The sequence below is a fragment of the Lysinibacillus sp. fls2-241-R2A-57 genome (assembly GCF_030209535.1).
Classification (GTDB): domain Bacteria; phylum Bacillota; class Bacilli; order Bacillales_A; family Planococcaceae; genus Lysinibacillus.
On record NZ_JARVRU010000002.1, the window covers coordinates 22,886 to 46,769 of the forward strand.

General features: G+C 37.0%; 25 protein-coding genes and 2 riboswitches. Of the genes, 7 read left to right on the top strand and 18 right to left on the bottom strand.

The genetic code is table 11. From position 1 onward, the window contains the following. Nucleotides 1–40 precede the first annotated feature (40 nt). Complete coding sequence (locus tag QRN68_RS00205; RefSeq protein WP_285394512.1) at nucleotides 41–1,042, top strand: acyltransferase family protein; 1,002 nt, start codon at nucleotides 41–43, stop codon at nucleotides 1,040–1,042. Here QRN68_RS00205 and QRN68_RS00210 read toward each other — a convergent pair. Both QRN68_RS00210 and queF read right to left on the bottom strand, forming a co-directional pair. Then, entirely contained in the window at nucleotides 1,036–1,671 is a 636-nt protein-coding gene (locus QRN68_RS00210) for a queuosine precursor transporter (RefSeq protein WP_285394513.1), read from the bottom strand. The genes QRN68_RS00205 and QRN68_RS00210 overlap by 7 nt on opposite strands. Continuing rightward, nucleotides 1,671–2,171: a preQ(1) synthase gene (gene queF / locus QRN68_RS00215; protein WP_285394514.1), complete on the bottom strand. Its 501-nt coding sequence runs from the start codon at nucleotides 2,169–2,171 to the stop codon at nucleotides 1,671–1,673. The genes QRN68_RS00210 and queF overlap by 1 nt, the downstream gene beginning before the upstream one ends. Before the next feature lie 97 nt (nucleotides 2,172–2,268). Continuing rightward, nucleotides 2,269–2,315: riboswitch (PreQ1 riboswitch) on the bottom strand. A 135-nt stretch (nucleotides 2,316–2,450) separates the two neighbouring features. Here queF and QRN68_RS00220 point away from each other — a divergent pair. Genes QRN68_RS00220 through QRN68_RS00230 form a run of 3 tightly spaced genes read left to right on the top strand, consistent with a single transcriptional unit; the run spans nucleotide 2,451 to nucleotide 4,354 of the window. Continuing rightward, on the top strand, nucleotides 2,451–2,810 hold the full coding sequence (locus QRN68_RS00220; RefSeq protein WP_285394515.1) for a GntR family transcriptional regulator: 360 nt from the start codon (nucleotides 2,451–2,453) through the stop codon (nucleotides 2,808–2,810). Between the two features lie 3 nt (nucleotides 2,811–2,813). Further along, nucleotides 2,814–3,680 carry an ABC transporter ATP-binding protein gene (locus QRN68_RS00225; protein ID WP_285394516.1) on the top strand — a complete coding sequence of 289 codons (867 nt, stop codon included), beginning with the start codon at nucleotides 2,814–2,816 and terminating at the stop codon, nucleotides 3,678–3,680. Continuing rightward, complete coding sequence (locus QRN68_RS00230; protein ID WP_285394517.1) at nucleotides 3,677–4,354, top strand: hypothetical protein; 678 nt, start codon at nucleotides 3,677–3,679, stop codon at nucleotides 4,352–4,354. Before QRN68_RS00225 ends, QRN68_RS00230 begins: the two co-directional genes overlap by 4 nt. 67 nt (nucleotides 4,355–4,421) lie before the next feature. Here QRN68_RS00230 and QRN68_RS00235 read toward each other — a convergent pair whose 3' ends face one another. Both QRN68_RS00235 and QRN68_RS00240 read right to left on the bottom strand, forming a co-directional pair. Further along, the gene (locus tag QRN68_RS00235; RefSeq protein WP_285394518.1) at nucleotides 4,422–4,979 is read right to left on the bottom strand and encodes a hypothetical protein; all 558 of its coding nucleotides are present in this window, start codon (nucleotides 4,977–4,979) and stop codon (nucleotides 4,422–4,424) included. A gap of 284 nt (nucleotides 4,980–5,263) precedes the next feature. Further along, nucleotides 5,264–6,619: a YjiH family protein gene (locus QRN68_RS00240; protein WP_285394519.1), complete on the bottom strand. Its 1,356-nt coding sequence runs from the start codon at nucleotides 6,617–6,619 to the stop codon at nucleotides 5,264–5,266. 638 nt (nucleotides 6,620–7,257) lie between these two features. Here QRN68_RS00240 and QRN68_RS00245 point away from each other — a divergent pair. Beyond that, nucleotides 7,258–7,626: a CotD family spore coat protein gene (locus QRN68_RS00245; protein ID WP_350224321.1), complete on the top strand. Its 369-nt coding sequence runs from the start codon at nucleotides 7,258–7,260 to the stop codon at nucleotides 7,624–7,626. Between the two features lie 144 nt (nucleotides 7,627–7,770). Here the strand turns inward: QRN68_RS00245 and glnA are convergent, their stop codons facing one another. From glnA to QRN68_RS00260, 3 genes are all read right to left on the bottom strand, one after another. Further along, nucleotides 7,771–9,105, bottom strand: coding sequence for a type I glutamate--ammonia ligase (glnA, locus tag QRN68_RS00250; RefSeq protein ID WP_285394521.1), 1,335 nt, complete (start codon nucleotides 9,103–9,105; stop codon nucleotides 7,771–7,773). A gap of 96 nt (nucleotides 9,106–9,201) precedes the next feature. Then, a complete protein-coding gene (locus tag QRN68_RS00255; RefSeq protein ID WP_285394522.1) occupies nucleotides 9,202–9,576 on the bottom strand; it encodes a MerR family transcriptional regulator in 375 nt (124 codons plus the stop codon). Between the two features lie 157 nt (nucleotides 9,577–9,733). Next, complete coding sequence (locus QRN68_RS00260; RefSeq protein ID WP_285394523.1) at nucleotides 9,734–10,984, bottom strand: methionine gamma-lyase family protein; 1,251 nt, start codon at nucleotides 10,982–10,984, stop codon at nucleotides 9,734–9,736. A 261-nt stretch (nucleotides 10,985–11,245) separates the two neighbouring features. Between QRN68_RS00260 and QRN68_RS00265 the strand changes: the two genes are divergently transcribed. Further along, nucleotides 11,246–11,851, top strand: a complete 606-nt coding sequence (locus QRN68_RS00265) for a trimeric intracellular cation channel family protein (protein ID WP_285394524.1) — start codon at nucleotides 11,246–11,248, stop codon at nucleotides 11,849–11,851. 111 nt (nucleotides 11,852–11,962) lie between these two features. On the opposite strand, the gene cobT is transcribed toward QRN68_RS00265, so the two are convergent. Together cobT and QRN68_RS00275 are read right to left on the bottom strand one after the other, a co-directional pair. Next, on the bottom strand, nucleotides 11,963–13,018 hold the full coding sequence (gene cobT, locus QRN68_RS00270) for a nicotinate-nucleotide--dimethylbenzimidazole phosphoribosyltransferase (protein WP_285394526.1): 1,056 nt from the start codon (nucleotides 13,016–13,018) through the stop codon (nucleotides 11,963–11,965). Between the two features lie 115 nt (nucleotides 13,019–13,133). Beyond that, nucleotides 13,134–13,310, bottom strand: a riboswitch (cobalamin riboswitch). Nucleotides 13,311–13,398: 88 nt separating this feature from the next. Beyond that, complete coding sequence (locus QRN68_RS00275) at nucleotides 13,399–14,148, bottom strand: ABC transporter permease (protein ID WP_285394528.1); 750 nt, start codon at nucleotides 14,146–14,148, stop codon at nucleotides 13,399–13,401. A 350-nt stretch (nucleotides 14,149–14,498) separates the two neighbouring features. Between QRN68_RS00275 and QRN68_RS00280 the strand changes: the two genes are divergently transcribed. After that, nucleotides 14,499–14,927, top strand: coding sequence for a HEAT repeat domain-containing protein (locus QRN68_RS00280; RefSeq protein ID WP_285394529.1), 429 nt, complete (start codon nucleotides 14,499–14,501; stop codon nucleotides 14,925–14,927). Nucleotides 14,928–15,303: 376 nt separating this feature from the next. On the opposite strand, the gene QRN68_RS00285 is transcribed toward QRN68_RS00280, so the two are convergent. The 9 genes from QRN68_RS00285 to mutL all read right to left on the bottom strand — a co-directional run bounded on the left by QRN68_RS00285 (nucleotide 15,304) and on the right by mutL (nucleotide 23,877). Continuing rightward, nucleotides 15,304–16,536 (bottom strand): M56 family metallopeptidase, encoded by a 1,233-nt coding sequence (locus tag QRN68_RS00285; protein ID WP_350224322.1) that lies wholly within the window; start codon nucleotides 16,534–16,536, stop codon nucleotides 15,304–15,306. Next, nucleotides 16,533–16,892, bottom strand: coding sequence for a BlaI/MecI/CopY family transcriptional regulator (locus QRN68_RS00290; protein WP_285394530.1), 360 nt, complete (start codon nucleotides 16,890–16,892; stop codon nucleotides 16,533–16,535). The genes QRN68_RS00285 and QRN68_RS00290 overlap by 4 nt, the downstream gene beginning before the upstream one ends. A gap of 544 nt (nucleotides 16,893–17,436) precedes the next feature. Beyond that, the gene (locus QRN68_RS00295; protein ID WP_285394531.1) at nucleotides 17,437–17,739 is read right to left on the bottom strand and encodes a rhodanese-like domain-containing protein; all 303 of its coding nucleotides are present in this window, start codon (nucleotides 17,737–17,739) and stop codon (nucleotides 17,437–17,439) included. Between the two features lie 98 nt (nucleotides 17,740–17,837). Next, nucleotides 17,838–18,068 carry an RNA chaperone Hfq gene (gene hfq, locus QRN68_RS00300; protein ID WP_285394533.1) on the bottom strand — a complete coding sequence of 77 codons (231 nt, stop codon included), beginning with the start codon at nucleotides 18,066–18,068 and terminating at the stop codon, nucleotides 17,838–17,840. A 132-nt stretch (nucleotides 18,069–18,200) separates the two neighbouring features. Then, nucleotides 18,201–19,103, bottom strand: coding sequence for a tRNA (adenosine(37)-N6)-dimethylallyltransferase MiaA (miaA, locus tag QRN68_RS00305; protein ID WP_285394534.1), 903 nt, complete (start codon nucleotides 19,101–19,103; stop codon nucleotides 18,201–18,203). Beyond that, nucleotides 19,090–20,007 (bottom strand): alpha/beta fold hydrolase, encoded by a 918-nt coding sequence (locus tag QRN68_RS00310; protein WP_285394535.1) that lies wholly within the window; start codon nucleotides 20,005–20,007, stop codon nucleotides 19,090–19,092. Before QRN68_RS00310 ends, miaA begins: the two co-directional genes overlap by 14 nt. A 15-nt stretch (nucleotides 20,008–20,022) precedes the next feature. Continuing rightward, the gene (locus QRN68_RS00315; protein WP_285394538.1) at nucleotides 20,023–21,657 is read right to left on the bottom strand and encodes a glycerol-3-phosphate dehydrogenase/oxidase; all 1,635 of its coding nucleotides are present in this window, start codon (nucleotides 21,655–21,657) and stop codon (nucleotides 20,023–20,025) included. A 110-nt stretch (nucleotides 21,658–21,767) separates the two neighbouring features. Continuing rightward, nucleotides 21,768–21,959 carry an FGGY family carbohydrate kinase gene (locus tag QRN68_RS00320; RefSeq protein WP_285394540.1) on the bottom strand — a complete coding sequence of 64 codons (192 nt, stop codon included), beginning with the start codon at nucleotides 21,957–21,959 and terminating at the stop codon, nucleotides 21,768–21,770. 52 nt (nucleotides 21,960–22,011) lie between these two features. Continuing rightward, nucleotides 22,012–23,877: a DNA mismatch repair endonuclease MutL gene (gene mutL, locus QRN68_RS00325; RefSeq protein WP_285394542.1), complete on the bottom strand. Its 1,866-nt coding sequence runs from the start codon at nucleotides 23,875–23,877 to the stop codon at nucleotides 22,012–22,014. Nucleotides 23,878–23,884: the final 7 nt, after the last annotated feature.

Genomic DNA, 23,884 nt, shown 5'->3' on the forward strand with positions numbered 1-23,884 from the left:
AATTGTTGCATTCAAATTTGCGGAAATGTGGGTGATAGAAATGGTGTATGAGTGGAATGTTTTGAGGGCAATTGCCTGCTTATCTATTGTATTATTACACGCTACAACTAATACGGAAATTATTAACGGGTATATCGAAAATCCGTACTATCAATTTTTTAGATTATTATTATGTTTCGCGACACCAACATTTATTTTACTATCTATTATTATTTTAGCAAAACGCTATCAAGTTGAGCTGCCTGCTAAATTTTTATGGCGGCGTTTCCAATTTGTTTATATTCCATTTGTTGCAGCTAGTGTTTTGTATGCAGTAAACGCATTACTTCATTATGATGAAAGCTTTTGGAATTCGCTGTATCGTCATATTGTTTTAGGAGATTTTTCTGGATGGTTTGTCATGACAATCTTCCAGTTATACATTCTGTTCTTTATCATAAAAAAATACCAGCTATCAAGCATATGGCTAACTCCAATTATGTTAGCACTTGGTATTTTATATATGACTCTTGTAAAGCTAAATATTGAATTCTTTATAGAAAATGATAATCTTGTTCGTTTACTATTTGTTGGCTGGCTTCCTTACTTTGCAATTGCTTATTTAATCGGTATGCATTATCGATGGGTTGCATCAAATATTAGTAAGTACAAATTGGCTACGCTAGTTTTCGTTGTTCTTTCAACATCAATACTGGCGATAAACTATTATTTGGGAGCCACTGAAATCACATCTAGACGATTAGATATGATGTTATTTATTTTTTCAATAACTTTATGCATTTTAGCATTTGGTCAAATTGTGCCGAAGCTAAAAATCATTAATTTAGTAAGTCAATATTCATTTGGTATATTTTTGATTCATTGGCTTGTTCAAGAATATTTAGTTCCATATACGGTACAATTACCGACAACCTTTCTCCAAGTCCTCACTCTATTCCTATCGAGCTTGATTGTCTGTATGTTTATTATAAAACTCATTTCGTTTTTACCTTATAGTGCTTATCTAATTGGCAAGGCACACATCAAAAAGCCATCTCAGTAATGAGATGGCTCAAAGCTTTTGCGTTTATCAAATTTTCGCGCAACGTAAACTAGCCCATAAACAAGTGGCGTTGCTACAATCGACGCTAAAAATTTAAACATATACTGTGTTATAAACAACGTTAATAATACTTTAAATGGCATTACTCCATAAAAGGCTATCGTAATAAATAGTGCCGTATCGATGAGTTGGCTTACCATCGTAGACGCATTGTTTCGTAGCCAAAGCTTACCGTTTCCATGCTTTTCCTTAAATTTACTAAATATCATGACATCCAAATTTACACTAACCGTATACGCTACAAGGCTTGCAATAATGACACGCATGCTGCCACCAAGAATTATCTCAAACTCCTTCTGATGAGCAAAGGCTTGTGCAGGTGGTAGCGCAATGGCAATAGCAATAAAGCATGCCGCAAACACTTGCGCCATAAGCCCCGTTCTAACCGTTCGACTGCCCGCTTCCCTACCGTACACCTCACAAATTACATCAATAAGAGGATAGGTGAAAATAATAAGTATCGCTGCTGCCGGAAGTATCATCCATTCGCCTATACTAAACACTTTAACGGCTAAAACATTTGCCAAAATTAAAAAGCCAACAAACAACCCATTTAAATAATACAGCATCAACGATTATCCACTTTTTCAGGATACATGTCGTGGTTCATCAAACGATGCTCCGCCATTTTTTCATATTTTGTGCCTGGGCGTCCATAGTTACACCAAGGATCAATGGACAAGCCACCACGCGGCGTAAACTTACCCCATACCTCGATATAACGAGGCTCGATTAGCTTAATTAGATCATTCATGATGATGTTGACACAGTCCTCATGAAAGTCACCGTGATTACGGAAGCTAAATAAATAGAGCTTTAGTGATTTACTCTCTACTAGCTTTTTATCTGGAATAAAAGAAATATACATTGTCGCAAAGTCAGGCTGCCCTGTCATTGGACAAAGACTTGTAAATTCTGGGCAATTAAATTTCACAAAAAAATCGTTTCCTGTATGCAAATTATCGACTGCTTCAAGTACTTCCGGTGAGTACTCAAATAAATACTTTGTGTTTTGGTTGCCAAGGAGTGTTAAATCCTGTAAGCCTTGGTCATCTGTTCTACCTGCCATAAAAATGCCTCCTCAAGTTGTGAGAAGTCCATTATGCATGAAACCTAATAAAAAAAAATAGCCATATCCGCATTTTTGGGACATGGCGTAAATGACGTCATCCATAGTTTTTTATAGAGGGTATGCGCTATGAACCTCTTTCGTATTCGCTAGTTATCTTAACTTAATGAATGCATTCAGTCAACTAATTTTTTTCACATCATAAACATTGACAAAAATACCCTGACATTATATGGTTAGTTACATAAGTAATTAACCAATTAACCAAGGAGGTGGATCGTGATTCATTCTTTAAACAATGAAAAGCCTATTTTCCAACAAATACGCGAACGAATAGAGGATGGAATTTTAGATGGCCACCTACAACCCGAAGATCGCATTCCGTCCACAAATGAATTTGCAAAGGAATATCAAATTAATCCTGCAACAGCTGGAAAGGGCGTGAACGAATTAGTGGATAAAGGCGTAATTTATAAAAAACGCGGTGTTGGCATGTTTGTTAGTACTGATGCTCGCGAGATATTAATTGCAGAGCGGAAGGAAAATTTCTTTAAGCAACATATAGAGCCATTGAAGAAAGAAGCAATTAGATTAGGTATTTCAGATGAAGAATTACAAAATATGTTACAAGGGAGTTAACGAATGAAAATCGAAGTGAAAAATGTTAGTAAATCATATAGACAAAAGGAAGCTTTAAAAAATGTCACTTTTACAATTGAAGGGCCGAAAATCATTGGATTTTTAGGTCATAATGGTGCTGGCAAAACAACATTCTTAAATTTATTATCAGGACTTATCGCTACAACTAAAGGAAACATCTCTGTTAATGGAGAAAATGTTTTCAATGTACCTTTAACGCTACGTGATATTTGTTTTGTTGCAGAGAGCGGAAACTTTCAAGAGGAAATGACAATTGCACAATCATTAAAGGCAAATAGCTTCTTTTATCCAAAGTGGGATCAGCGTCTCGCAATGGAGCTACTCGACGTTTTTGCTCTAAATCCAAAGGATAAGGTTCGCAGTTTATCAAAAGGAATGGTGTCTGCGTTAGGCATTATCACAGGCTTTGCTAGTAATGCAGGGATTACAATCTTTGACGAACCCTATATCGGACTTGATGTAGCTGCCCGAAATACTTTCTATGATTTATTAATTGAACAACAAACCGAAAACCCAAGACTTTTTATTTTGTCTACACATTTAATTGATGAGGCAAGTGAGCTATTTGAAGAAATACTTATTTTACATGAAGGGCAATTACTGCTTCAGAAAACAGCGGAGGAATGGCATGAGCATATTGTTGCTGTAAAAGGTAGTGCTTCTGATGTCGAGCAGGCAATTAACGGGTTAGAGATTATGTATAAGCATATGTTTATGCAGGAGCTAACTGCAATTGTCTACGCTAACGGTCAATCCATCGAAGGACAGAATATTATCCTTGAGCGTGTTTCATTACAGGATATGCTCGTGTATTTAAGTAAACAGCAGAAAGTGGGGACTAATAAATGAAAACAGTTAAGGGTAGCTTTTATATATTATTTCAAAGCTATAAAAAACAGATTATAACTTTTTGGTGTATTTTATTTTCAATCGTTCTATTTTCGTTATTCTTAGATAATTTCATTGGACAAAATCTTTTCATTGCACTCTCCATTTCTATACCTGTCTATATTTTTTACGGGGTGATGGCGACAAAGCTATTAAATAAAACATTTCCCTATTTTTTAAAACTTGGATTAAGCCGCTTGCAATATATATTCAATGTGGGGCTCTATTTCATCTGTTGGAGCTTAATAAGCGCCTTCATTATTGCCTGTACACAAAAAATAATTACTTACGTTTCTAACCTATTCATTATCCATCCTATTTTTCTTTTCGATAATACTCCCTCATTTTTACAAACGATGGTACTTGATACTGTTTTACTGCTCTTCTTCCTAATCTTTGGACTTTTGTTGAATCTTGTTTTTTATCGCTTAGGAACTATCGGCGGTTACAGTTTTATAGGGTTACTTTGCTTAATTCCAATTGTTGTGATCATTTTTGAGTTGTATTCTTCTTTGTTTGACCTACTATCAAATATGACTACCTTTACTCTATTAAGTAGTTTTTTTGTTTTTAGTGTAATACTCTTCACTATCATAACAATGACGATACGAAATGCTTCCGTCAATCCAGCATAATTCTAAAGGCTATTTGGAATACAAAAAAATGATGCCAAGCCCCAATTAAAGGACTTGGCATTTTTTATTAATCACGCTTATCTTCTTGCGTTGTATAGTCAATGGAATTAGCGATGTCAACTAAAACTTCAGGTGTCACCTTATTTGAAACTCTTTTATCAATCCACAGCATATATTGCCAATCTCCTCTTTCATAAGCAAGAACATTGAAACCCGAGATTTCCATATAGGTTGAAGTCGTCCCGTTTTTCAATCTGAATGTCTTTACTATATATTCCTTTTTAGACGGCAACTCGAAATGATTAGGACGAACAGTTATTTTATAATGATGCTCAGGAAGTTGATCGTTAACAAATGTGACTTCAAAAAAATCATTCATGTCACCATCCAGATTATTAAACCGACCAAAATGATGTGTAAAACTAATAGGAGGTACTCGAAGTGGTAGCTTTAGTTCTTGATGAAAGTGCCGTTCAAAATCTGAAGTAGCTGATTCAACCGTTTTATAGCCTATTTCAGGATAAATTTCTTCGTAAAGACTGAGCGAATCATTAATATAGGCATCACTTGGTTGGGAAAATAATAAACAACAAGAACTTAAGCAGAGAGAAAAAATTCTATCCATTTTATCACCCCTCGTATCACTTTAGGTGTAGTTTTTCCCAATTCAATGAATTTATGTGGCCCGTTGTATTATGTTCACTGTTATTTATTCATTTTTTTCATGACTAAGTCCAACTTGTTTTAAAGCGTGGTGAAATAGATTTTTTTTTACGCCAGACGTCTATATTTCTCCTCTGGCGCGTTGGTATTACCTTGCTTCCGCGGGTATTCTCCTCTGTCACTCGGATTTAAATAAAGAAAAAGCAATTATTCGCACTCATTAAATGCGAACAATTGCTTTTTAGATTAGAAAAGTAAATGTGCAACTATTGCTGCGATTGGTAGTGAAATAATTGTACGTAGTAAGAAAATAACGACTAAATCCAAAAATTTAAGTGGAATTTTCGTACCTAAAATTAGGCCACCGACTTCTGACATATAGATAAGCTGTGTAACAGATACGACAGCAATGACAAATCGTGTAGTTTCAGCTTCAATTCCTTCTCCTAAAATTGAAGGTAAGAACATGTCTGCAAAACCAACCACCATCGTTTGTGCTGCTTCAGCTGCCTCTGGTAAACCGAGCACTGTTAAAATAGGCTCAAATGGCTTCCCTAAAACTGCGAAAATACTAGTGAATTCAGCAAGCATTAAAGCTATAGTACCAAATGCCATAACAATGGGCGCTACACCAATCCATAAATCCAGCACATTTCTAGACCCATCTTTAATAAATTGGCGAGGATCACGATTTGCATGTGCGACTGCTAAAGCATTTTCCAAGCCGTGTGTCACAGAGTTATAGCCTTTAGGTAATTCCTCACGTGATAAATCTACTGGAGTACCATCGATATAAGTATCTTCCTTGTTAGCAAGCGGATAAATTCGCGGCATAATGATCGCTAACACTAGACCGCAAAGTAAAACCGTTAAATAATATGGGATAAAATAGCGTGACAAGTGCACTGTATCTAATACTACAATACAGAATGTGATGGACACTACAGAAAAGCTAGTTGCAATAATAGCAGACTCTTTTTTCGTATAGTTCCCCATTTCATATTGTTTACTCGTCATTAGAACACCAATTGTTCCATCCCCAACCCATGACGTAAGTGCGTCGACCGATGAACGACCAGGACTTTTAAAGAGAGGACGCATGATTTTCACCATCATTGTTCCAAAAAATTCAAGTAAGCCGAAGTTTGTTAAAAATGGTAAAAGCACACCCGCAAATAAGAAAATCGTAAATAAAAATGTTACCAAACCATCGTCCGGGTTCATTAATAGCCCACCAGTATTTTCATTGTTAATCGCTGATGGTCCAAAATCAAATACAACCATTGATGCAAATACTAAACCAATAACTCGGACAATTGTCCAAAACCAATTGACATAAAATAATGTATCTAAAATATTTGGATTCTTTGTATTATTGCGTGGAATGAATTTGGCAATGAGTGAACCAATAGCAGAAATCGCAAATATAATTATAGTAAAGTAACTAATAACAGGTGCAACAACACCTGCTAATAACTTTGCTAAAATAGCAATTGGAACTTTCCATCCCTCATCTGTTAATACAGGTGTCATGAATAATAGAACACCAATAAGAGAAGGGATTATGAAGTAAAAGTATGAAGAAGTAGGATATTTTTTCATAATTAAAAGCCTCATTTCTCTAATTTTATCGAAGTTGTATACATCAGGCTTGTTAGTTATGTACTGTTAAACCGCCAAAAAATGTATATCTGTATAAAGTGAAACTTTAATCAGTGGAAATTTATTCATTCTCGCTGATTACTAGTCTTCAGCAATTGGGCATTTACGAGCGGTTAATGAGGGACAAAATAAAAAAAGCATTCCTCTAAAAAGTAATAAAGGAACACCCAAACACTACTTTTTTTATAATTAACATCCGCAATGCAAAAATTCTATGCATTAATTCTTTTAGAATAATCACTATCATTCATTTTTATGAACTTAAAAAATATCGTAAACCTACAATACAACGGTTAATTCTACAACAAAATGAATTTTTATTCAATCTAAATTTTAATATTATTATTATTCTCTGCTAATATTATCTGCATTTTTTCTTTGTACCATTACCTTTCTACAAAGCTCAATTTTACAATAGCTGAGTCAGTTGAAATTTGGTGAAACTCTCCATGAATCCTACCTATTTTGATTGCCTAAGAGATTTAACCAGCCCTTAATAGGCATACAAATAGACCACATTGTCTTTCATCTCATATGTTAGTTATGAACCACAACTTATCAAAACAGGAGGTTTTACCATGGATAGACGTATGCATCATATGCAGCATATGCAACATATGCAACATATGCATCACCATCATCATGCAAAAGGTCCACATTGTTGTCCACCGATAACATGTCCAACTCAATTTGAGCCACCATATTGTTGTCCACCAGAAGAATTTGTACGCACTAACTACATCCATACAGTTGTACCACATGTACAGCCAGCACATGTAACAACAGTTAATAAACATATAATTGATCATCAGTATCATTTCCCTTGCACTGAGTCTGTAGTGAATGAATGTTGCGAAACTCATACACTTTGTGAAATGCCACCGGATCCTTGCCATATGCCGCATCATCATCACCATCACATGAACCGTCATCATATGGGCTATTAATAAATATGCGATGAGGTTAAAAATACCTCATCGCATATTTTTCAATAGCACTCTCTTTTGAAAATGCCTATTACTATCGTTTACTATTTACTCTCATTTCATAAGAAAAACCGAGCACCTATATAAGGTACTCGGTTACTATTTTTAGTACATTTTTAAATATTGGTCGCGTTCCCATTGGTGTACTGTTGTACGGTACATGTCGAACTCGATTTCTTTTGCTTCTTTAAAGTTTGCATAGATATGCTCACCTAAAGCTTCTTGCGCTACTTTATCATTAGCAAGTAATGCTAAAGCATCGTCAAGTGCTGGTGGTAAGTTTACTATGCCGTTCGCTTTACGCTCTTCTTCAGTCATTACATAGATGTTACGATTAATCGCAGCTGGTGGCGTTAATTGTTGACGAATACCTTCAAGACCAGCTTCTAAAATAACAGCCATTGCTAAATATGGATTTGCAGATGGGTCCACAGAACGTACTTCTACACGAGTTGAAAGACCACGTGCTGATGGAATACGGATAAGTGGTGAACGGTTTTGAGCTGACCATGCTACATAACATGGTGCTTCGTAACCAGGTACAAGACGTTTATAAGAGTTAACTGTTGGGTTTGTTACAGCTGTGAAACCTTGAACGTGAGCAAGGACACCCGCCATGAATTGCATTGCTGTTTCAGAAAGACCTAGTTCAGTAGATTCATCGTAGAATGAATTCTCTTTACCTTTAAATAATGAAACATTGAAATGCATACCAGAGCCAGCTTCACCGAATAATGGTTTTGGCATGAATGTAGCATGTAAGCCATGTTTACGTGCAATTGTTTTAACTACTAATTTGAACGTTTGGATGTTGTCACAAGCTGTGATTGCATCTGCATATTTAAAGTCGATTTCATGTTGTCCAGGAGCTACCTCATGGTGAGATGCTTCGATTTCAAAGCCCATCTCTTCTAGCTCTAAAACGATATCACGACGGCAGTTTTCGCCAAGATCCGTAGGTGCTAAATCGAAGTAACCACCATGGTCGTTTACTTCTAATGTTGGTTCACCTTTTGCATCTAATTTGAATAAGAAGAATTCTGGCTCAGGCCCTAAATTGAAGCTTGAGAAGCCCATCTCTTCCATTTTCTTAAGGATACGTTTTAAGTTGTTACGTGGGTCACCAGCAAATGGCTCGCCTTTAGCAGTGTATACATCACAGATGAAACGTGCTACTTTACCTTTTTCAGAAGTCCAAGGGAACACTACGAAAGAATCTAAATCCGGATGTAAATACATGTCCGATTCTTCGATACGAACGAAGCCTTCAATAGAAGAGCCATCAAACATCATTTTATTTTCTAGAGCTTTGTCTAATTGGCTTACAGGAATCTCAACGTTTTTGATTGTGCCAAGAATATCTGTAAATTGTAAACGAATAAAGTTTACGTTTTTTTCCTCGATAAGACGTTTAATGTCCTCTTTTGTGTATTTACCCACAGTTTTCCACACTCCTATAAATTGTCTAGCTTTTATTATTACCCTATCCTATTAAAATAATCTAAACTGTTCACCAAAAGCGTACGTTTACTTTAATTAATAGAATCGAGATAAATCCCCTTGTCGGATGGATGATTTTTGCATGCGCTGTGCTTGACGCATTTCTTCACGCATGATGCGACGTAATTCTGAGTCACTTAAATTTGGTTCTTCTGTTGCAACAGCGTCATTCTTTTTAGCGAATAGTTTTTTAATCTTCGCCATATTCATGCCCTGTTCCAAGTAATCTTTAATTTCAAGCAGTATGTCGACGTCATTTAATGAAAACATTCGACGATTGCCTTCTGTTCGGTGCGGCTCAATTAAATGGTGTTCTTCATAATAACGAATTTGACGTGCCGAAAGCTCAGTTAATTGCATCACAATATTCATGGATAATAACGGCATATTTCGTCTAATTTCACGACTCATTTAAGTCCCTCCAATACCCGCTAATCATATAACGAAATTTTTACACTGTCAACTAGTCATGTAAGGTTTCCTTACATGGATTAAAATATTTTTTTCGAATTGATGAAAAATTGTAAAAAACTATTCAAAACGGATGTATTGAATAGTTTTTTATCTCCTATTTTCGGATTTTTTGTACTGCACTACAAATAGCAAATTTCACATGTTCGTATGTTAACCCACCTTGAATAAATGCTGTAAACGGTGGACGAATAGGACCGTCTGCTGTGAGTTCAATACTGGAACCTTGAATAAATGTTCCTGCCGCCATTATGACATCATCCTCATAACCAGGCATATACGCTGGCTCTGGTGCATAATGCGCATTAATCGGCGAGTTCGCTTGTATTTCACGACAAAAGGCAATCATCTGCTCCGCTGTTTGGAAAGAAACAGCTTGAATTAAATCCGTACGATCAGCCTCATAGCTTGGCGATGTATTCATCCCAATTTCCTCAAGCATTGCTGCTGTGAAAATGGCACCTTTTAATGCTTGCGCGACAACATGTGGTGCTAGGAAAAAGCCTTGATAGAAATCACCGAGTGTATTTAATGTAGCACCAGCTTCAGCACCAATACCTGGTGATGTCATACGATAAGCACATTTTTCTACTAAATCTGCACGACCAGCAATATAACCTCCAATTTTCGCAAGGCCTCCTCCTGGATTTTTGATCAGTGAGCCTGCCATTAAATCAGCACCAATCTCCGTTGGTTCCTGTGCTTCCACAAATTCACCATAGCAATTATCAACAAAAATAACAGCATCTGGTGCTAATTCGCGGATTTTTGCACACATTTCTGCAATCTGCGAAACGGTAAAGGATGGTCGTGTTGCATAACCCTTCGAGCGTTGAATAGCAATCATTTTTGTATTTGGCGTAATTGCAGCTGCAACACCTTCCCAATCAATCGTTTTGTTATCGATTAAATCTACATGTCGATACCCGATTTTATAATCCTTTAAAGAGCCCGTGTCCTTGTCGCCGCCATCGACTATTGACTGCAATGTATCATACGGTTGACCCGAAATATAAAGTAATTCATCACCAGGACGTAACACGCCGAATAAACTAAGCGTAATTGCATGTGTACCTGAAATAATTTGCGGACGTACAATGGCAGCCTCCGCTCCAAAGACCTCTGCATATACACGCTCTAGATTGTCACGCCCTTCATCATCATAGCCATAACCATTAGACGGGTGTAGATGATAATCGCTTACTTGATGCTTTCGGAACGCAGCGAGCACTTTTTGTTGGTTGAAGAACGCCATGTCCTCTACCTTTGCATGAAAAGGACGCACCTTTTCTTCTATTTTAGTAGCTAACGCTAGTGTTTCTTCCATTAAATTGGTTGTAAAAGTCATTTTATTCTTCTCCATTTCACTTTTGTTCAAATCTTATCTTAACAATTTGTGAGCTTGCCTGCAAAATTTGCTATTGTTTCTAATTGCATTTTACGCTAATCTAAATTGCGGAATTAATCTATTACGTCCTGCTATAATAGGATATTTAATATCTGATAATTCCAAAGCATTAGTTGATACTTTTCTTAGTAGAAACTTCTACGCTACAAAAAAGTGTTTGTAACTAATAGAAAAGATCAATTCATATAGGGAGTGAAAGTGTTGGCTTGGGAGGTTTTTAGTATTATTGGAACAATTGCCTTTGCTATTTCCGGGGCAATAATTGCAATGGAGGAAGAATACGATTTATTCGGTGTATATATACTCGGAATTGTAACCGCTTTTGGCGGAGGAGCTATACGAAATTTGCTCATAGGATTACCTGTAACAACGCTGTGGGGGCAGGATATGATGTTCCAAATTGCCATTGCAGCAATTACAATTTTTTTCTTATTTCCACATCGCCTCATTCAACATTGGCATCGCTGGGGCAATTTCACTGATGCTATTGGTTTATCAGCATTTGCGATTCAAGGTGCCCTCTATGCCGTGAAGCTCGACATGTCCATTAGTGCCGTTATTGTAGCTGCTGTCTTAACAGGGTCAGGTGGTGGAATTGTTCGAGATTTATTAGCTAGACGACAACCACTAGTCCTCCGTGATGAAGTCTATGGTGTTTGGGCAGCACTAGCCGGGCTTATCATCGGGCTTGAATTATTTTCAGGGGATTTCTTTTTATATGTATTATTTGGTGTAATTACAGCACTAAGAGTTCTTTCATATATGAAAAAATGGCGTTTACCGTTACGGAAGTTGCAGCGGGCATAGCCACGTTTCCTTACATCACTGCATAACAACAAGCCCAAATAGCTGTTATTTGGGCTTGTTTTTTTAATCCTGTAAATAAAAAACTTATTTGAGAACCTCATAATCTTTAAATTACTTTTCTAACAGCAGTATAGATTCCTCTAATGTAACCATGTTTTTCATCATGGAGCTTGCTGCATCCAAAATAGGAAACGCTAAAGCTGCACCAGAGCCTTCGCCCAATCGCATATTCATCTGTAGCATCGGTTCAACCCCGAGCAATTCAGCTGCAATTTTAGCACCTGGTTCTTCAGAAGCATGAGAAGGAATGATATAGTCTTTTACTTTTGGTTCAAGTTCGTATGCAATAAGTGCAGCAATAGTAGAAATAAAGCCATCGATCACAACAGGTTTGCGATTGACAGCTGCAGCAAGTATAACCCCAGCCATAGCGCCTATTTCTAACCCACCAACTTTTGCAAGAATATCAATCGCATCGTCTCGATTTGGTTTATTTAATGCAATGGCATTGTGAATGACTGCTACTTTATGTGCCAGCCCCCCCGGTCCAACACCTGCACCGAATCCTGTTACTTCACTTGGATGACACTCATGAAGAACCGATAATATTGCAGCACTCGGTGTTGTATTAGCTATCCCCATTTCACCTGTCCCGAGTACATTGATCCCTTTTTTTATTTCCTCCGTAGCTACTTCAATTCCTACTTCAATTGATTGAATGGCTTCTTCCCTTGACATAGCAGGACCTTTTGCCATATTGTCCGTTCCGTATTTAATTTTTTTAATGATGACACCAGCATCAAGTGGAATATCCTCTTTAACACCAACGTCTACTGTGACTATTTTGGCATTTGTTATTTTCGCTACAGCGCAGACACCTGTTCCTCCTCTAGGAAAATTTAATGTTTGAAAGACCGTTACATTTTGCGGATTTGACGTTACCCCTTCATCATAAACACCATGATCTGCTGCACAGACAATAATTGCTTTACTATCAATCGCCGGAAATAGTTCTCCAGTAATTCCTGATAGTTGCACTGCTAAAGACTCAAGTTTCCCCAAGCTTCCTGGAGGCTTGCTAAGTGCATCTATGTACTCCCTTGCTGTCTCCATCATTTTGTTGTCCACACTTTGAATGTTTTGAATCGTTTGTTGTAATAATTGCATGAAAATTTCCCCTTTCTTTTTTGCCCTTGTTACTCGAAGATTGATCTAGAGAAAAAAATAAAAAGCCTGTAGTTTATTTCATAACAAATAAACTACAGACTTTTCCATCGTCTATAAAATACGAAGCAGTTAGGCAGGTCTCCTGGCTCAATTTCAACATTTCATAGAACCTTCCCAGAACATTGCTAGTGGCATTCTCTATGAAACTCCCTTTTACAGTGGTGGGACCGCTAAAGCTTTTCACTTTATTCCCTATTCTCCCGCAATGGGCACCTAAAGCTTTTATGCAATTATTTTAAATTTACGATAAAGTGTTTTTAGTGTCAATATTTAAAGTTGTTGAGCATTGTTGACATTTTGAAGTGAACGAATATACTTGATTATTCATATTTAAAAACTTTAACACAAAATACTAACGTAATTACTGCTATAGCAGTTAATACTGATAACTCGGTTAGATAAGTATTAAGATTTTGAGTCTCGAAGATAAGTGTTTTTCTTATAGCTTCAATAATATAATTAAGTGGATTAATATAAACAAATGGCATTAAAAATTTTGGCCACACATCACTCGGGAAGAAAGTACCACCTAAAAAAATGAATACAAGATTTGAAAGGTTTCCCATAGTAGTGGCGTTTTTTGCGTTATTAGCATATATTCCGATTATTAAACCTACACCTAATAAACTAAGACCACCCATCAATAACAACGGAATCAATAAAAGAGTATAAATAGAACTAAAATTTAATTGGACATTAAAAATAAAAACACTGATGCCCAATATAATAACTGTTTGTATAGCCATAATGAAAAGCTGTGTACTAAAAATTGATACCATTATTTTTGATGTAGAAATTGGCGTAACTTTAGTTTTTTTTAAAATACCCCTTTCCCTATATGAAACGATCATCACAGGTAAAGCTATTAGACCGATAGCTCCATAAGCCATTCCTAGAATACCTGGAAAGATATAGTTCATATATGACATACCATCTCTTGCCGCATCTTTTCCTGCTGTACCCATTAAAGCCATCATTAAAATAGGGAACACAGTACTCATAATAGCCGCTTGTTTACTTCTTAATTCCATTTTTAAAAATATAGAAGACAAATTCACAAAACTATTCATACTTTCAAAACACTTCCAGTCATATTTAAGAATACATCTTCTAAATTTGCTTTTTGAATATTAATACTAGTTGTTGTTATTTGTTTTTCATCTTCTGAAGTTCAAAAATCAGCACTTCACCACAGAAAATGAAAGATGATTACGTTCTTTCATGGGAGTTTAATAAGAAAAGCAAATCTAATAAAGAATAGTACATACTTATGATACGGTTCACCTTAATGTAGTTAGTTTCCATTTTCTATATATTTCCTTACCAGCGATTCATCGCTATTTTCACCCAGACAACGTATAATAAGAGAAGCAGAAGAAGAATTCATTTTTCCTCTAGTTAAAAAAAGAGGTGCAATTACTTGAAACAGTTTGAAACAGCATTACCGGAGCAGTATGAAACATTAAAAAAACAGGCCAATTATACGTCTAGCTGGCGAGAGCGTTTAGACGCAGTCGAAATGTTATCGGCTTATCAACATGACAAAATCATTGATTTATTAAAAAATCGTATGCAGCATGATACTGTCAACAAGGTGCAATTAGCAGCCTATGAAGCACTCGTGGCGTTTGGTGAGGACGTAGAGAAGCCATCACCTGCACGTTTTGATATTATCAAAGGCACAGACAAAATTTTCCTGAGGGTGAAAAAGAGCTTGCCAAAGGACCATACAGTGGCAGACTTTGCGGATAAACTAAAACGTATGCGTTTAGATGTCTTTGATGCGTATGAAGGCGACAAAGGTGTACAATTTATGAACTGGTTAGAGGAACGTTGGGCAAAACTATAATCAGTAGTTTTGCGATTTATGAAGGAAAGTCATTCTCTCCACTTGTGGAGGGAATGGCTTTTTCTTATCTTTCGCTGCGGTTCATCGAAACTAATATTAAATTGTATTACTTCTTTTCTTTGATCATCTAACTTTATTGTTTAATAAGAAATCCTATTAACTTTAAAGCTAATAGGATTTCTCATCAAACTTTATTTTAAAACCACACCAACAAAGTGGGAAGAAATTGAGTTTATTATGAAAAAATGATGGAGTAAATGAAAACTAGTCCCGGATTTCAGGACTAGTCTTTGGAGCAACTTATTTATTCTTCATTTGTTGCGATTAAACGCTATTCCGTCGTACTATTTGATGCATCAGTAACAATAATTACATTTCATTTTTCGCCTTTATTTGTTGCGATTACATGTGGTTCCGTCGTACTATTTGAAGCCTCGGTAACAATAACTGCATTTCGTTCTTTGCCTTTATTTGTTGCAATTACATGTGGTTCCGTCGTACTATTTGAAGCATCAGTAACAATAACTGCATTTCGTTCTTTGCCTTTATTTGTTGCGATTACATGTGGTTCCATCGTACTATTTGAAGCATCAGTAACAATAACTGCATTTCGTTCTTTGCCTTCTTTCAGCGTTGGTGGCTCTTGGCCAGTTGCCGCAAAGACGGTCATACCTCCAATGACTAATGTACACGCTAATACTGTTCCTAAAACCGACTTTTTCTTTAAGGTCATAATGGACACTATCCTTTCTTCAATCCCGTTTTTACTAAAATGATTACAAAGCGGCGTAACCGTATAGGTTTCATCTGCCATATTGATGAGAGATAGTGCATATGCTGACTTTGCCTTATCTCCAAACTGTCTAATAACCCTTTCGTCGCAAGACAATTCAATGTCTCTGTTTACTAAAAAATACATAAACCAAACTAATGGATTAAACCAATGCAAAGCTACCATAATCGTTAAAATTACTTTCCACAAAACGTCAAAACGTTTAATATGAATTAATTCATGCGTGAGAATAAACTGAATATTTGTAGCGTCTTCCCAATTTGTTGATTTCGGCAATAAGATGACTGGTTTAAAGATTCCATATGTTAATGGGGTTTTTATTCTATCTGATACTGCAATTTGAATAGTTCTTTTTAACTTATGATCTTTTAGCCATTGATCTAGATACTCATTATTCTTCACTGGGATGGCTGTTTGAAATTCTTTATAAAATCTAACATAGGCCACTATAAAGAATAGCAAAACCACGATACCCCCACATGCCCAAATGTACTGAACGAAATCGCTTGTCATCACAAGCAAAAGCTGGTGATAGAACGTGTTTGATGTTTGTGCGATTTCGATTGTATTGTGCATACTTTCCGAATCATTTGAGTAAGTGAGCGTAACAAATAAGTTTTTCAGCATAGGCTGTATGCTCAACTTTGAATAAAAAGAGTAGGGGATGAGTAGTTTAAATGCAACGATTCCCCAAAGAATTAAAAATGTTTGTTTTGGCACTTTATTTCTTACTAACATCCTCATCAATATCACAATGATGAGGAGGAGAGATGCGTCTACACTCATGTTGAGGATACTCATATCATAATTCCTCATTCAAGATCTTTAACAATTTGCTTTAATTTATCGATCTCACTCGCGGACATTTTTTTCTTGTCTAGTAGGGATGCGAATAGTAAAGTTTTAGAACCATTAAATATTTTATCAATCAATTCCGTCGTTTCTTGTTCTTGTATCTGTTCTTTTCTGATGATTGGATGACAGATAAAGTTAGGTTCAATTCTTTCAATGGCCTCTTTTTTTATACATTTTTTTATGACGGTATAGGTGGTATTTTTATTCCACCCTATTCGTTCGTTTAACATTTGTGAGAGCTGTTTAGCTGTCAAATCGCCTTCTTCCCATAAAATATTCATGACTTGTAATTCCGAATCAAACAATTTAACTTGCATACGCGCATGCTCCTTTTCTTAAGTGGACTATTGCAATAGTTTGCCACACACTAATACTACTGCGATAGTCTGCGGTTGTCAAGACTATTGAGATAGTCTGTTGAAGAGAATCCATTTTAAAGGCATAATTATACGGATAAATTAACCTTTGCATATTCAATTATCATTGCTTTAGTTTTTGATAAAACGCCAAAAAGAGAAATGGCAATAATTAATATAAGAACTTTTTTCATAAGAAAACACCTCATGGTAAGCCTTTGAAATTATCGCCAGCTTTTCCCCCTGTCCACATCGTACGTGCGACTTTCACCGCAGCTCTACACCACAGAAAATGAAAGGTGATTACATTCTTTTGTGGGAGTTTAAGTAAAATTTTCCACAAGATAAACATCGATATTAACGTAAATATCCAAACCAGGTGCGATTACTGAGCAAGAAGTAAAAGGGTGATACATATTATATATGACTAATATGTATCACCCTTTATATTTTATGACTTTTACAATTTAGGTCTTGATAAAACCACGAGGGTTTAAATCGACCATTATTTAAATTCTAACTCTCCATCATAAGCAAGCATGCCGCCTTCAAGGTTTGTTACGTCAAAGCCTTGAGCGTCTAGATATCCACAAGCATTTGCTGAACGAGCGCCAGCCTTGCAAACGATAACGTATGGCTTAGAAGAATCTAATTCGTCTAAGCGATCAGGGATTGTCCCAAGAGCAATATGCTGAGCACCAGGAATCATGCCTTGTGCCACTTCATCATCTTCACGTACATCAATAATGTATAGGTCTTTGTTTGCATCTAATAGTTCTAATAATTGTGTTGTATCCATAGATTTCATATGTGTAGTCCTCCAATATGTCGATTTCCTCTTACATTATAGCCCGAAGGCAAAAAAACAGCTAGTGTCGACAACACTAACTGTTTAAATATAGTTATTTATTCTTCTGTCTCTAAAAAATCGACTTGCTTTGCTGGAACAAATGTAGAAATAGCGTGTTTGTAAATAAGATGCTGTTTGCTATCAACATCTACTAATAACACTGTAAAATTATCATAGGATTTCACAGTCCCTTTTAACTGGAATCCGTTTAACAGAAACACAGTTACAAAAACACTGTTTTTACGTAGATGGTTCAAGAACGTATCTTGCAAGTTAATTGATTTCATCAAATATGCCTCCCCCTACTCTCTTTCTACCTCTTCATTCCTATAGTAGCATGTTCTACCAATTTAGCAATTAGTAATTTTTAGAAATTTATCAAAAGTATAAAAACAAAATCTACGATAAGGCGAGATCAATTAAAGTTGTTCGTCATTTTTAAGGAAGTATATATCCATTTTATTGCGGAAATATGTTAGCTGTCTTTTCGCATAGCGGCGAGAATTTTGTTTCAAACTGTCAATGGCTTCTTCTAAAGAACATTTGCCATCTAGGTAGTCATATAATTCCTTGTAGCCGATTGCTTGGATTGATTGCACACCACGTATATTTTGTTGCCATAAACCCTTTACTTCTTCCAAAAGCCCCTTTTCCATCATTAAATCGACACGGCGGTTAATTCGATCATAGAGCTCTTCGCGTGACATATTTTGCCCTAGCCCTAAAATTACATGATTGTAAAGTGGGACTTCTCCACGATTTTGTGCTTCTGCTGCCTTTGAAACGCCACTAAGTTCAATCATTTCTAACGCGCGTATGACACGACGAGTATTATTTGGATGAATTGTTTCTGCTGTTTGTGGATCAAGTTTTTTAAGCTTAGCATGCATAGCCTCTGGACCTAATTTCTCAAGTTCCTCATAATAGGCTTTCCGTGCCACCTCATCTACCTGCTCCTCTGTAAATTGAAAGTCATAGAGCACTGCCTGTACATATAAGCCTGAGCCACCTACAATAATCGGTAGCTTGCCACTTGCTTGAATTTCTGCAATCTTAGCTCGCACTAATTTTTGATAGTCAGCTACTGAGAAAGGCTCCGTTGGCTCTTTAAAGCTAATTAAATGATGTGGCACACCTTCCATCTCTTCTTCAGTAATTTTCGCTGTACCAATATCTAAACCTTTATAGATTTGCATAGAGTCACCATTAATGATTTCGCCATTATATTTTTTCGCTAACTCAATGCTTAGTGCTGTTTTACCAGAAGCAGTAGGTCCTACGATTGCTACGACCTCTGCTTGCTGTATTTTATCTTGTATCATATTTTTCTAACCACCGTAATAAAACTTGATAGACTGCCTCTTGATTATCCTCGTTCAAGATTTCATGACGTTTATCCTCAAATAAGTAAACCGTCACATCCTGTATGCCTGCTGCTGCAAATTGTTCTGCCACAGCATATATGCCTTGACCTTGTTCTCCAACTGGATCCTTGCTACCACTTATCAATAATATCGGTAACTCTTGCTTTATTTTAGCTATCTCTTTTTTACGATTTAACGACATAAAACCAGATGTTAAATCCACAAAAAATTGATTTGTTGGTATAAAGCCGCAATACGGATCATCTATATATTTTTGGACCTCGTCCTCTGCCGAACATAACCAGTCATACGCAGTCTTCGAACTTGGGAACTGCTTATTAAAACTACCAAAGCTAAGCTTATTTAATATTTTGCTCTGTGTCTCTTTACCAAATTGCTTGGCCAATGCTTTTGCTACAAAATTTCCCATCGTATGCAATGCTGTCACATTCCCGGTTCCACAAAGAATCGCATTATCTACATGATCGCTATACAACTGTATATATCTTCTAGTAATGAACGACCCCATACTATGACCAAATAAAATCAAAGGCACATCTGCAAACTGTGCATGTAAAGACGTAACGACTTCATGAGCATCCTCTACTACACGGTCAAACCCATTTTGTTCAGCAAAAAAACCTAGTGTGCCATTATAGGCGGCTGTTTCTCCATGCCCTCGGTGATCATGCATTGTCACCGCATAGCCAGCTTCATTTAGAGTACGAGCCAATTTTACATAACGTCCACTATGCTCCGCCATACCATGTAAAATATGAATATGACCAATACATGGATTCGACGGCTTGAATGTTCGAGTAAACAGAAAATGACCATCTGACATTTCAATATAGCGCTCCATTATTTGCACTCCTTCCTATACAAAACTTGTTGCATCTAAAATAGCTTGCTCTAGTTGAGCGATATACGTATTTCTTTGTGACTCTGTATAGTGAAAACGGTGTTGCATAACTTGAATGACCTGCTGTTTATAACGTTTTACCGCATCAATATCGAAGTATAATAAGCCTGTACGTCGAATAAAGAAATCACTTGGTGTGTACACCATTTCTGCTTCTATACCATAAAGTAGCATTGCATGTAAGGCAAGAGGCATCGTACTTCCATGTTCATGCAAATATTTCACTTGGTTAAATAACGCATCTACATTTGTGCCATATTTTTGTACGAGCTGTTTTGCTTCATCATAATTAAGGCCATAATGAACGCCCTCTCTTGCTTTATAGGTACTATAATCAGGGAAATTGATAGCGTTAATACCTTTTGCCCCGGAAAGTGATAACTCGCGCGTGATACATGGACCTGCGTGCTTATAATTATGTGTTTTCACAATTTTATCAACGATTGTTTCTGCCATTTGACGGTAGCCTGTTAGTTTGCCACCTGCAATTGTCATTAGTCCACTTGGAGCTGTCCATATTTCATCTTTTCGTGAAATTTCAGATGGATCCTTTCCTTTTTCATAAATAAGTGGACGTACACCTGCCCACGACGATTCAATTGTTTCTCTTGAAATATTTGCTGTTGGAAAAACAGTTTTTGCAGCAGCAATTAAATAATCAACATCCTCTTTGCTAGCGACAGGATGTACAGGATCTCCCTCGTAAACTGTATCTGTTGTTCCTACATAGGTTTTGCCATCACGTGGAATTGCAAAGGCCATACGCCCATCTACTATATCAAAATACACCGCTTGCCTTAATGGAAAATCCTTTTGATCAAGAACGATATGAACTCCTTTTGTGAGACGTAATTGCTTTTTGTCTGCTACTTTATCCTTTTGACGAACCTCATCTACCCAAGGTCCAGTAGCATTGATGATTTGCGCAGCGTGCACTTCGATCTCTTTCCCCGTCACATGATCCTGTACTTTTATGCCTACAAGCTTTTTCTTTTGATATAAAAACTCTGTCATTTCCGCATAATTTAGACATAGTGCCCCGTATTCCACTGCTTTTTTCAGCACTTCTATTGTCAGACGGGCATCATCCGTACGATATTCAACGTAATAACCACCACCGACAAGCTCATCTCGATTAAGTAAAGGCTCTAGTGCTGCCGTTTCCTGAGCGTTCAGCATTGTTCTACGTTCATGCTTTTTGACACCCGCTAATCGATCATATACTTTCAACGCAAATGATGTTGTAAATGGTCCGAGTGAGCCTTTTTTATATAATGGTAAGAGCATTTTTTCAGGTGTTGTAACGTGAACAGCATTGCCATAAACAATTTCACGCTCACGACCAACCTCAGCTACTACACCTACATCAAATTGCTTTAAATAACGAAGTCCACCATGAATAAGCTTTGTTGAACGGCTTGATGTGCCAGCAGAAAAATCCTGCTTCTCAATCAAAGCGACTGATAACCCTCTAGATGCAGCATCAAGCGCAATGCCAGCGCCAGTAATCCCGCCACCAATGACTAATACGTCAAAGCTATATTGCTCTAAAAAATGCATAATTTTTGGACGATGCTCAAATGAAAACATACCTTTTTCCCCCATTAGCTATGATTTGAAAATACATGTAACCTCTACAATTTTTTGCTAGATCGCTTAAAGAGCCAGTCCTTGTTGTGTTTCTATTTTGGATTGATAAGTTAGGTCAACCAAAAATTCGGTGCAAGACCTACTATACCTGCAAACAGAATTTCCCCAGTAAAGAATATCCTTGGCGCAGTTTTTATATAAATCTCTGATGAATTTTTCATCTCTGGCAACATTGACATTGGAATATTTAATAGCGTACAAATTTCTTCATTCCACTTCAAGTTGTAGATATTATACAGCAATGTATGAGAGGCAATACATTGTCACCCTTTCAAAAATGTCAGGCGTTAACAACTACATTACCCGTTTAAACATTTTTTCCACTTCATAAGTTGTAAAATGAATAAGTACTGGACGTCCGTGTGGGCATGTAAATGGATTATCAGCATTACGTAAATCTTGTAATAACGTTTCCATTTGCTCTTTCGTTAAATAATAATTGGCCTTTATCGATTTTTTACAGCTCATCATAATGGCTGCCGCCTCACGTAATTTTTTGACGTCAGCCTTTTTAGTTGTCAGCACCTGTTCAATTAAGTCCTCAATAATTTCTTGTTCTTCTCCTTTAGGAAACCAGCTAGGATGCTCTCTCACGACAAATGATGATTGTCCAAACTCCTCTAAAAATACACCGACAGCTTCTAACTCCTGCCTATTTTCTCTTAGAATAAGCGCCTCATCAGCTGCATAATGGAAAGTCAATGGAAGCAATAAAGTCTGACGTTCATTCGGGTTCACCTGACCGACCTTTTCACGGAAAAATTCATATTTAATACGCTCCTGAGCCGCGTGCTGATCGATTAAATAAAAGCCATCCTCCATCTGTGCAACAATGTACGTACCGTGAATTTGCCCAACTACTTCAAGTGCAGGGAATGGTTCTTTCTTAGGCTCATCCTCCAAAACTTCCATTGGCTCTTCTAGTGTCACTTCTTCTTCAGGACGATTCACTTCCATCACTGGTGTTGGTTGCCAGCTATCTTCAATAACAGTAGGGACGGGCTCTGGTACTATAGGATCTAATTTGCTTTGTTCCTGAACAGTTTGCACATCATAAAGCTTTTCTACAATGGCATTCATTTTCCCCACATCAAGCTTTGGTGCCGGCTTCCATATATTTAACTGCTCGGTTGTAGGCTTTGGAACTTTTTCCTTCTTTTCCATTTGCGGCACTCGAATAATATTGCGTATTTGCTCCCGTATTGTTTCCTCAATTAGTTTAAGAAGCTCTGGTTCTTTACTTAAACGTATTTGATGCTTAGCAGGATGAACGTTGACATCTGTTAAATAAGGATCACCCTCTATAAAGAGTGCCACAATCGGAAAACGCTCAATTGGTAAATACGTATGATAGGCATCTACAATCGCTTTTTGTACCAAATAATGCTTTACCCACCGACCATTAACAAACAACGACATATAGTTTTTCGAGGCACGAGTAACCTCTGGTAGTGACACGAAGCCAGAAATTTTGTAATCGTGTGACTCACCATTGAAGGACACCATTTTCTTGGCATTATGCACACCGTAAATGGCAGCTAGTACTTGCTGCACGTCACCCCGTCCATTGGTTTGTAACAATTGCTGACCGTTATGTAGCAATCTAAACGCAATTTGTGGATTTCCAAGCGCAAGACGGTTCATTAGGTCAATTGTGTGCCCAAGCTCGGTCTGTATTGTTTTCATATATTTTAAACGTGCAGGTGTATTGAAAAATAACTGTGCCACTGTAATATCTGTTCCTTTACGTAAAGGCCCAGGTTTATGTGTAGCGACGTGGCCACCTTCAAGCTCTAAATAAGTACCTGATTCCCCATTTGACGTAATGAGTGTCATTTTAGACACCGATGCAATAGAAGCTAATGCCTCACCGCGGAAGCCAAGTGTACGAATTCGAAATAAATCATGCTCCTGATGGATTTTACTTGTTGCATGGCGAGAGTATGATATTAGTGCATCCTCATCATCCATGCCACTACCATTATCAATTACCTGAATTGAAGTGAGGCCCGCTTCTAGTAAAAAAACATCAATGGACGTACTTCCGGCATCAATGGCATTTTCAACAAGCTCTTTAACTACAGAGGCTGGCCTTTCAACTACTTCCCCTGCAGCAATTTTATTGGACAGCCACTCGTCCATAATTTGTATTTTTCCCATAGCGCAT

What these genes read in the sequence shown, in the direction of transcription:
- QRN68_RS00205 (WP_285394512.1), top strand. Translation starts at nt 41, where the DNA reads ATGGTGTATGAGTGGAATGTTTTGAGGGCAATTGCCTGCTTATCTATT.
- QRN68_RS00210 (WP_285394513.1), bottom strand. Translation starts at nt 1,671, where the DNA reads ATGCTGTATTATTTAAATGGGTTGTTTGTTGGCTTTTTAATTTTGGCA.
- queF (WP_285394514.1), bottom strand. Translation starts at nt 2,171, where the DNA reads ATGGCAGGTAGAACAGATGACCAAGGCTTACAGGATTTAACACTCCTT.
- QRN68_RS00225 (WP_285394516.1), top strand. Translation starts at nt 2,814, where the DNA reads ATGAAAATCGAAGTGAAAAATGTTAGTAAATCATATAGACAAAAGGAA.
- QRN68_RS00230 (WP_285394517.1), top strand. Translation starts at nt 3,677, where the DNA reads ATGAAAACAGTTAAGGGTAGCTTTTATATATTATTTCAAAGCTATAAA.
- QRN68_RS00235 (WP_285394518.1), bottom strand. Translation starts at nt 4,979, where the DNA reads ATGGATAGAATTTTTTCTCTCTGCTTAAGTTCTTGTTGTTTATTATTT.
- QRN68_RS00240 (WP_285394519.1), bottom strand. Translation starts at nt 6,619, where the DNA reads ATGAAAAAATATCCTACTTCTTCATACTTTTACTTCATAATCCCTTCT.
- QRN68_RS00245 (WP_350224321.1), top strand. Translation starts at nt 7,258, where the DNA reads ATGGATAGACGTATGCATCATATGCAGCATATGCAACATATGCAACAT.
- QRN68_RS00255 (WP_285394522.1), bottom strand. Translation starts at nt 9,576, where the DNA reads ATGAGTCGTGAAATTAGACGAAATATGCCGTTATTATCCATGAATATT.
- QRN68_RS00260 (WP_285394523.1), bottom strand. Translation starts at nt 10,984, where the DNA reads ATGACTTTTACAACCAATTTAATGGAAGAAACACTAGCGTTAGCTACT.
- cobT (WP_285394526.1), bottom strand. Translation starts at nt 13,018, where the DNA reads ATGCAATTATTACAACAAACGATTCAAAACATTCAAAGTGTGGACAAC.
- QRN68_RS00275 (WP_285394528.1), bottom strand. Translation starts at nt 14,148, where the DNA reads ATGAATAGTTTTGTGAATTTGTCTTCTATATTTTTAAAAATGGAATTA.
- QRN68_RS00285 (WP_350224322.1), bottom strand. Translation starts at nt 16,536, where the DNA reads ATGAGGAATTATGATATGAGTATCCTCAACATGAGTGTAGACGCATCT.
- QRN68_RS00290 (WP_285394530.1), bottom strand. Translation starts at nt 16,892, where the DNA reads ATGCAAGTTAAATTGTTTGATTCGGAATTACAAGTCATGAATATTTTA.
- QRN68_RS00295 (WP_285394531.1), bottom strand. Translation starts at nt 17,739, where the DNA reads ATGAAATCTATGGATACAACACAATTATTAGAACTATTAGATGCAAAC.
- hfq (WP_285394533.1), bottom strand. Translation starts at nt 18,068, where the DNA reads ATGAAATCAATTAACTTGCAAGATACGTTCTTGAACCATCTACGTAAA.
- miaA (WP_285394534.1), bottom strand. Translation starts at nt 19,103, where the DNA reads ATGATACAAGATAAAATACAGCAAGCAGAGGTCGTAGCAATCGTAGGA.
- QRN68_RS00310 (WP_285394535.1), bottom strand. Translation starts at nt 20,007, where the DNA reads ATGGAGCGCTATATTGAAATGTCAGATGGTCATTTTCTGTTTACTCGA.
- QRN68_RS00315 (WP_285394538.1), bottom strand. Translation starts at nt 21,657, where the DNA reads ATGTTTTCATTTGAGCATCGTCCAAAAATTATGCATTTTTTAGAGCAA.
- mutL (WP_285394542.1), bottom strand. Translation starts at nt 23,877, where the DNA reads ATGGGAAAAATACAAATTATGGACGAGTGGCTGTCCAATAAAATTGCT.